The organism is Streptomyces sp. H27-D2, from assembly GCF_035828615.1.
In the GTDB taxonomy this organism is placed as follows: Bacteria; Actinomycetota; Actinomycetes; order Streptomycetales; family Streptomycetaceae; genus Streptomyces.
On record NZ_JAYMZR010000169.1, the window covers coordinates 1 to 7980 of the forward strand.

Consider the following 7980-nt stretch of genomic DNA (forward strand, 5'->3'; position numbering starts at 1 on the left):
GGCGTTGACTTTTGGCACGCTGTTGAGTTCTCAAGGAACAAACGCTTCCTTCAACCCTGTTTCACCAGGCTCTCCGGGCGCTCACTCGGTCTTGCGTTGCAAACTCTACCAGACTCATTTCCAGTCCAGCGCCTCCAAAAAATCAGAGACAGTCGGTCTGAATTTGCTTCCAGCGGCCGCTTGCGGGGCCTTGTTTCGCGCCTTCCGGCGTGATCACTACTTTAGCGGATTCCCCCGGCGACTCATAATCGAGCCAATCAATTCGAATTCCGGCATGCGAAAATCGAACCCGTTGGGGAGTCGTAGTAGTGGTTGGACGCCTTCGGGTTGCTGTCGGATCGACCTTTGGGGTCGTGCCCACAGCGCTGCCCGTCCCAAGCGCTCGGACTACGTTAGGCGTTCGCCTCGGCAGAGTCAAGTACCGCTCGCGCTGCGCTTGCGCGGTGCGTGGGAGCGGTAGGGGCTGACCGTCGGATCGCCCTCGATCCAGAAGCGCCAGGGGTGGGTCGCGCCCTCGCCGGACACGCCCGTTCGCGGCCCGCTCGACACCTGCGCCGCGGTGACGGGGCGGCCGGCCAGGATTCGGAGCGGGGCTCCCTCGCCGGCGCAGACATCGGCGCCGTACAGGTCGAAGTCAACGTCGAGGGCGGTGGCCAGCCGGGCCGGGCCCTGGGCCAGCTCGCGTTCCTTGCGCGCCTTCGGTCGGCGTTCGCGGGCCCGCTCCAGGCCGTGGGTGACCTCGGCGCCGCGCAGCAGCACACCGCTCGCGCGGCCTTCCGGGCCGCACACCAGGTTGAGGCAGTGCCACATGCCGTAGGTGAAGTAGACATACGCATGACCCGGCGGTCCGAACATGGCCGCGTTGCGGGCCGTCTTGCCCCGGTAGGCGTGCGAGCCCGGGTCGGCTTCGCCGTCGTACGCCTCGACCTCCGTCAGGCGCACCTCCACCGAACCGTCGGATGTGGTGCGCACGAGGGTGCGGCCGAGCAGTTCCGGCGCCACCGTCAGCACGGGGCGGTCGAAGAACTCCCGGGTGAGCGGCATACGGTCAGCTCCGGCGATCATGCGGTCCGAGCGTAGTGCAGTCGATGCGCACGGCGGCTGGTCAGAGCGCATCCGGTTTGCCAGGGTGAGTGCCGCGGAACCGCCTGCCGTTGTTTCGCGTTCGTATGGATCAAGCGATGTACAGGCGCTGCCTGGGGAGGAACAACATGGGATTCAAGAAGCTGCTCGCGAGTCTGGGTGCCGGGGGCGCGTCGGTCGAGACGGTGCTGACCGAGGAGAACGTCGTACCCGGTGGTGTGGTTCAGGGCGAGGTGCGGATCCAGGGTGGTTCCGTCGTGCAGCAGATCGAGGGGCTGTCGGTCGGTCTGCAGGCGCGGGTCGAGGTGGAGAGCGGCGACAACGAGTTCAAGCAGGACATCGAGTTCCACAAGCAGCAGCTGGGCGGCGCGTTCGCGGTGCAGCCGGGCGGCGTGCACTCGGTGCCGTTCGGGCTGGAGGTCCCGTGGGAGACGCCGATCACCACGTTCCTCGGTCGCCACCTCACCGGCATGAACGTCGGGGTCAAGACGGAGCTGCAGATCGCGCGGGCGGTGGACTCGGGTGACCTCGATCCCGTGAGCGTGCACCCGCTGCCCGCCCAGCAGGCGATCCTCGACGCCTTCGGGAACCTCGGTTTCCGGTTCAAGAGCGCGGACCTGGAGCGCGGTCACATCCGCGGCACCCGGCAGAAGCTGCCGTTCTACCAGGAGATCGAGTTCCTGGCCCCGCAGCAGTACCGCGGGCTCAACCAGGTCGAATTGACCTTCGTCGCGGACGACCGTGAGATGGACGTCATCCTGGAGATGGACAAGAAGCCGGGCCTCTTCACCGAGGGCAGCGACTCGTTCCGTTCCTTCACGGTCGGCCTCCAGTCGTTCCAGGAGACCGACTGGTCGGCCTACCTGAACCAGTGGCTGGCCGAGGTCGGCGGCAAGCGCAGCTGGCTCTAGCCCGGTCTGTCAGGAGCCGCGGCCTGTCAGACCGCGGCTCCAACCTGGCCCGGAAGGGCTCCGTACACGATGCAGGAGGTGTCGAAGTGTCCGAGCTGAATCAGCGGCCGCTCCCCCATGATTTCCACCCGCCGGTGCCGTCGTTCACCGTGGTGAGCGATGACGTGATCCCCGGCGAGGCGCTCAGGGGCGCGCAGCTCCACGGCGAGGGCAACACCTCTCCGCAGCTGCGCTGGGAAGGCTTCCCCGAGGGGACGCGGAGCTTCGCCGTGTCCTGCTTCGATCCGGACGCGCCCACCGGCAGCGGTTTCTGGCACTGGTCGCTCTTCGACATCCCGGCATCCGTCACCGATCTGCCCGCCGGTGCGGGCACCGGGGACATGAAGGGTCTGCCCGACGGCGCCGTGCAGGTGCGCAACGACTTCGGGACCCGGGACTTCGGCGGCGCGGCGCCGCCGCCCGGGGACGGCCCGCACCGCTATGTGTTCACGGTCTACGCGGTGGACGTGCCGAAGCTGGGGCCGGACGCGGACGCCTCGCCGGCCGCGATCGGCTTCAACCTGCGCTTCCACACGCTGGGACGGGCGCAGTTGATCGCCGAGCACGAGGTGCCCGCGGAGGGCTGAGCTCCGGGGGGGGGGGGTCCGCCACGCCCGGAAAATCCGTTGCGCCCCGGCGCCCCGAATCGCACAGTGGTGTATGGCCGACGACGCGCATTGAGTCGTCGGGCAGTCGGCACCGCAGTGGCGGGGGCGGCGGGGCGCTCTGCGTCGGCCGCCCGTCGGAGTCCGGATCGCACCGGGCGCCCGCGCCGGCTGCCGCACGCTCCGGGTTCCCTGTTCCACACGGGGGAAGGGGCCCGGAGCGTCCCTCCGACCCCTCCGTCACTGATCTTCACAGCGTGTCGATCAGCTGTCCGGCCTGCCGTCACCTTCTGTTCAGGACGTTCAGGACACTGTTGAGGGCACTGTTCAGCGGACGGAAATTGCGTTGTCGCGCGGGTTCCGGCCCCGGCAGAGTGGGACCACTTCGCCCGTGGGGCGGGGATGGATCTGCGAGGTGGGCTCAATGCGCGAGACGCTGGTACTCAACGCGAGCTTCGAGCCGCTGTCGACGGTGACGCTGCGGCGTGCGGTGGTGCTCGTACTTCAGGACAAGGCCGTCGTCGAGCAGGCCCATCCCGGTCTTCGGATCCGGGCCTCGGCGGTGGAACTGCCGGTGCCGCAAGTGATCAGGCTCTGCCGGTACGTACGGGTGCCGTTCCGAAGACAGGCGCCGTGGTCGCGGCGCGGTGTGCTGGTCAGGGACCGGCACCGGTGCGCGTACTGCGGCCGGCGGGCGACGACGGTGGACCACCTGCTGCCGAGGTCGCGCGGCGGGGCGGACAGTTGGCTGAACACGGTCGCGGCCTGCTCCGAGGACAACGGCCGCAAGGCGGACCGCACGCCGGAACAGGCCGGCATGCGGCTGATCAGCGGGCCGTTCGAGCCGACCCCGTCGCAGACGCTGCTGCTCGCGCTCGGGGTGTCGGGCCGGGAGCGGCTGCCGGACTGGCTGCCGGTGACGGCCTGAGCGCTTCGCCGCTTCGCGGTGAACCGTCGCAGGTCGGCGAGAACGATCGCAGGCCGGTGTGCATGCTCGTGGGCCGTCGTCCGGCTGCTCGTCAGGTGAGCAGTTGGACGATGGCGACGACGCCGACCGCGACGATGACCCCGCGCATCACGGTGGGCGGCAGCTTGCGGCCGACCTTGGCGCCGAGCTGGCCGCCGAGAGCCGAGCCGACCGCGATCAGGAGTACGGCGATCCAGTCGAAGTCGGCGACGAAGAGGAAGAAGATCGCGGCGACGCCGTTGACGACGGTGGCGAGGACGTTCTTGACGGCGTTGATCCGCTGGAGGCTCTCGTTGAGCAGCAGCCCCATCAGCGAGAGGTAGAGAACGCCCTGGGCTGCCCCGAAGTAGCCGCCGTAGACGCTGGCCGCCGCCATTCCGACCAGCAGCGCGATGCCCCCGTCGGGGTCGTCCGTGCTGGTGCCGTTGCGCTCCCGGCGGCGTTGGAGGGCGCGGGAGAGGCGCGGTTGCAGGACGACGAGGACCAGGGCCAGCCCGACGAGGACGGGGACGATCGCGTCGAAGGCGTCGGACGGCAGGGCGAGCAGCAGGATCGCGCCGATGAGGCCGCCGATGACGGCGCAGACGCCCAGCCGCAGGATTCGCTCGCGCTGGCCGGCCAGCTCGTGCCGGTAGCCGATCGCGCCGCTGATCGAACCGGGGACCAGGCCGAGGGTGTTGGAGACGTTCGCGGTGATCGGCGGCAGTCCGATGGCCAGCAGTACCGGGAAGGTGATCAGCGTCCCGGAGCCGACGATGGCGTTGATCGTGCCCGCGCCGATGCCCGCCGCGAAGACGGCCAGGGCCTCCCAGATGCTCACGATGCCCCTCTCGGTGATCGGTGCTTGCCGCACTGATCATGCCGGAGGGGCGTACGCGTCAGTCGATCGGGGGCTGTTCGCGGCGCGGGGCCGACGGGGCCTTGCCCCGGTTGCCACCGCCCATCGCGCCGAAGTCGCCGACGGCGCCGCTGAGTCCCTTGAGCGCGTCGCCGATCTCGCTCGGCACGATCCAGAGCTTGTTGGCGTCGCCTTCGGCGATCTTCGGCAACATCTGGAGGTACTGGTAGGCGAGCAGCTTCTCGTCCGCGTCGCCCGCGTGGATGGACTCGAAGACGGTGCGGATCGCCTGGGCTTCGCCCTCGGCGCGCAGCGCGGCGGCCTTGGCGTCACCTTCGGCGCGCAGGATCGAGGACTGCTTCTCACCTTCGGCGGTGAGGATCTGCGACTGCCGGATGCCCTCCGCGGTGAGGATCGCGGCGCGCTTGTCGCGGTCGGCGCGCATCTGCTTCTCCATCGAGTCCTGGATGGAGGTGGGCGGCTCGATGGCCTTGAGTTCGACGCGGTTGACGCGGATGCCCCACTTGCCGGTGGCCTCGTCGAGGACGCCGCGGAGCGCCGCGTTGATCTCCTCGCGGGAGGTGAGGGTCCGCTCCAGGTCCATGCCGCCGATGATGTTGCGGAGCGTGGTGACGGTGAGTTGCTCGATCGCCTGGATGTAGCTGGCGACCTCGTAGGTCGCGGCCCGCGCGTCGGTCACCTGGTAATAGATGACCGTGTCGATGTTCACGACCAGGTTGTCCTGGGTGATGACGGGCTGCGGCGGGAACGGCACGACCTGCTCGCGCAGGTCGATGCGGTTGCGGATCGAGTCGATGAACGGCACGACGATGTTCAGACCCGCGTTGAGGGTGCGGGTGTAGCGGCCGAAGCGCTCCACGATGGCGGCGCTGGCCTGCGGGATCACCTGCACCGTCTTCATGAGCGCGATGAAGACCAGCACCACCAGGATGATCAGGACGATGATGACCGGTTCCACAGCGGCTCCCCGTACACATTGTTTTCAGATGATCGAGTCTGTCAGATCCGCGGCCTGACGCGCAGCGGGTTCAGGCCACATGACGACTCACATGACGACGGCCGTCGCGCCGTCGATCTCGACGACGTCGACCTGCTGTCCCGCTTCATAGATCCGGTCGGTGTCGAGGGAGCGCGCGGACCAGACCTCGCCGGCGAGTTTGATCCGGCCGTCCCGTCCGTCCACCCGTTCCAGGACGAGGGCTTGACGGCCCCGCAGGGCGTCCACGCCGCTCGCCAGCCGGGGGCGGTCGGTGCGGTGCCTGGCCGCGATCGGGCGTACCACCGCGATCAGCGCGACCGAGACGGTCGCGAAGACCACGACCTGCGCCACGGTGCCGCCGCCCATACCGGCGGTCACGGCGCCCGCGACCGCGCCGGCCGAGAGCATCCCGAATTCGGGCATCGCGGTCAGTACGAGCGGAATACCCAGCCCCACGGCGGCGATCAGCCACCACACCCATGCGTCCACGTGTTCATGGTAGGCACGTGAGGCTGATCGGCGACAGGGACAGATCGACCGGGCCTTGCCCGCCGCGGCACCGAAAGCGCCGGTAACAGCGGTATGGCTGGTGACGCCCGGTCAGGAGAGCGGCAGTCCGGTCGCGGTCCAGCGGTCGCCCCGGTTCTCCACGACGAGCGGGAGGCCGAAGCAGCGCGAGAGATTGCGCGAGGTCAGTTCGAGCTCGATGGGACCGGCGGCGAGCAGCCGGCCCTGGCGGATCATGAGGACGTGGGTGAAGCCCGGCGCGATCTCCTCGACATGGTGCGTGACCATGATCATCGACGGGGCGTACGGGTCGCGGGCCAGTCGGCCGAGGCGGCGTACGAGGTCCTCGCGGCCACCGAGGTCGAGGCCGGCGGCCGGCTCGTCGAGCAGCAGCAGTTCGGGGTCGGTCATCATCGCGCGGGCGATCAGGGTCCGCTTGCGCTCGCCCTCGGAGAGGGTGCCGAACTTCCGGTCGAGGTAGTCGGTCATGCCGAGCCGGTCCAGGAAGGCGCGGGCGCGTTCCTCGTCGACGGCCTCGTAGCTCTCCTGCCAGTGCGCGGTCATGCCGTAAGCGGCGGTGAGCACGGTCTCCAGGACGGTCTGCCGGCGCGGCAGCTTGTCAGCCATGGCGATGCCGGCCATACCGATGCGCGGGCGCAGGTCGAACACGTCGACGCCGCCGAGCTTCTCACCGAGGATCTGAACGGTGCCGCTGGACGGGAAGACATAGCTGGACGCGACGTTGAGGAGGGTGGTCTTGCCCGCGCCGTTGGGGCCGAGGATCACCCACCGCTCTCCCTCGGCGACCGACCAGGAGACCTGGTCCACCAGAGCCCTGCCCTCGCGGACCACGGATACGTCCACCAGCTCCAGTACATCGCTCATGAGCGCGTCGTCTCCCATTGCTGTCTTGGTTGTCGCACCTATGTGAAAAAGGATGCAGCTTGAGGGGGTTGCAGCCCCGGCAAGGGATGCGGTCCTGACCGGGCGCGGTCCTAGGGGTCGCAGTCCTGTCGGGACACCACCGGTGTCGGCCGGCCCCCAGGGAAAACCTACGCCACCACCCGACCGGTCCAGTCCTTAGGCTGGGTCCATGCTCGATGAACCTCGCTCCGGACGGCTGGCCGCATGGGGAAATGCCCTTTTGGCCGGACTTATCTCACCTGACGACGCCGTGCACCGCATCGTCGGTGATGACGCGGTGCACCGCGTCGCCGATCTGCCGGGAGAGTCGGCCCCGGTGGGACTCTCGCTGGCGCTCGGGCGGCTGAGAACGCTCGGCGCCATCGGGATGCGGGTGGCGCTGCCTGTTCCCGGACACCCGCTCGGGCTGAGCGGGCCGCCGGACTTCAACGCGCGGGCGCTTCAGGCCGGTGAGGCGGTGATCGCCTCGGGGGCGCCGCTGGGGCTGGTGCCGGAGGTCCGCGAGGCCGGGCCCGACGTCGACCTGCCGGCCGAGGACGTGCACATCGAGGTGGTCTGGCACTGCCTGCCGGTACGGGAGGCGCCGCCGGCCGATGTGCCCTCGCTCGGGGAGGCCGAGCGGGAGCTGGCCGAGGCGCTGCGGGACGCGACCGAGATGCTGGCCGGGCTGGACGTGGCCGGCTCCGGCCCGCTCGCGCAGGCCGCGCTGGACGCCTACCGGGCGCGTAGCGAACACGGCCGGGAGGTGCTCGCGCCGGGCTATCCGGCGCGTGCGGTACGGGTGCTGGAGCTGGCGCAGCGGGTGGGTGCGCTGGTGTCCATCGCGTACGGGCCCGACGGGCCGAGCGGGCCTCCGGGGCCGGTCGGGACGGTGCGCGGCGACGGCAGGAGAGACCGGGACCGCCGGGAGTACGGCGGTGCGGTGAGCGCTTCGGAGATCGCGGCGCGGGCCGAGGTGCTGCGGCCGGTGGAGCGGACGGCGCGGCGGGCGCAGGTGGCCGCCTACAACGCGTATGTGGAGGAGTTGGAGCGCGGGCGCTGAGCGGGCCGGGCGCGGGGGCGATGCGACCTCCGCGCCACGGGCTCCGCGCCGGCAGCGCGCCGGG

At 69.8% G+C, this 7980-nt stretch carries 9 protein-coding genes; 4 read left to right on the plus strand and 5 right to left on the minus strand.

Annotated features, from left to right (window positions below):
- Positions 1-414: 414 nt before the first annotated feature.
- Positions 415-1065: a DNA-3-methyladenine glycosylase gene (locus QMK28_RS33150; RefSeq protein ID WP_326443400.1), complete on the minus strand. Its 651-nt coding sequence runs from the start codon at positions 1063-1065 to the stop codon at positions 415-417.
- 146 nt (positions 1066-1211) lie between these two features.
- Here QMK28_RS33150 and QMK28_RS33155 point away from each other — a divergent pair, with 146 nt between their 5' ends.
- The 3 genes from QMK28_RS33155 to QMK28_RS33165 all read left to right on the plus strand — a co-directional run bounded on the left by QMK28_RS33155 (position 1212) and on the right by QMK28_RS33165 (position 3566).
- Positions 1212-1994 carry a sporulation protein gene (locus QMK28_RS33155; protein ID WP_326443401.1) on the plus strand — a complete coding sequence of 261 codons (783 nt, stop codon included), beginning with the start codon at positions 1212-1214 and terminating at the stop codon, positions 1992-1994.
- An 86-nt stretch (positions 1995-2080) separates the two neighbouring features.
- Complete coding sequence (locus QMK28_RS33160; protein ID WP_326443402.1) at positions 2081-2620, plus strand: YbhB/YbcL family Raf kinase inhibitor-like protein; 540 nt, start codon at positions 2081-2083, stop codon at positions 2618-2620.
- A 442-nt stretch (positions 2621-3062) separates the two neighbouring features.
- On the plus strand, positions 3063-3566 hold the full coding sequence (locus QMK28_RS33165; protein WP_326443403.1) for an HNH endonuclease: 504 nt from the start codon (positions 3063-3065) through the stop codon (positions 3564-3566).
- A gap of 91 nt (positions 3567-3657) precedes the next feature.
- Here the strand turns inward: QMK28_RS33165 and QMK28_RS33170 are convergent, their stop codons facing one another.
- The 4 genes from QMK28_RS33170 to QMK28_RS33185 all read right to left on the minus strand — a co-directional run bounded on the left by QMK28_RS33170 (position 3658) and on the right by QMK28_RS33185 (position 6853).
- Positions 3658-4425 carry a sulfite exporter TauE/SafE family protein gene (locus QMK28_RS33170; RefSeq protein ID WP_326443404.1) on the minus strand — a complete coding sequence of 256 codons (768 nt, stop codon included), beginning with the start codon at positions 4423-4425 and terminating at the stop codon, positions 3658-3660.
- 58 nt (positions 4426-4483) lie between these two features.
- Complete coding sequence (locus QMK28_RS33175) at positions 4484-5422, minus strand: SPFH domain-containing protein (protein ID WP_326443405.1); 939 nt, start codon at positions 5420-5422, stop codon at positions 4484-4486.
- A gap of 87 nt (positions 5423-5509) precedes the next feature.
- On the minus strand, positions 5510-5932 hold the full coding sequence (locus QMK28_RS33180) for an NfeD family protein (protein ID WP_326443406.1): 423 nt from the start codon (positions 5930-5932) through the stop codon (positions 5510-5512).
- A 111-nt stretch (positions 5933-6043) separates the two neighbouring features.
- On the minus strand, positions 6044-6853 hold the full coding sequence (locus QMK28_RS33185; RefSeq protein WP_326443407.1) for an ABC transporter ATP-binding protein: 810 nt from the start codon (positions 6851-6853) through the stop codon (positions 6044-6046).
- Between the two features lie 190 nt (positions 6854-7043).
- On the opposite strand from QMK28_RS33185, the gene QMK28_RS33190 reads away from it, so the two are divergent.
- Positions 7044-7916 (plus strand): hypothetical protein, encoded by an 873-nt coding sequence (locus QMK28_RS33190; protein ID WP_326443408.1) that lies wholly within the window; start codon positions 7044-7046, stop codon positions 7914-7916.
- Positions 7917-7980: the final 64 nt, after the last annotated feature.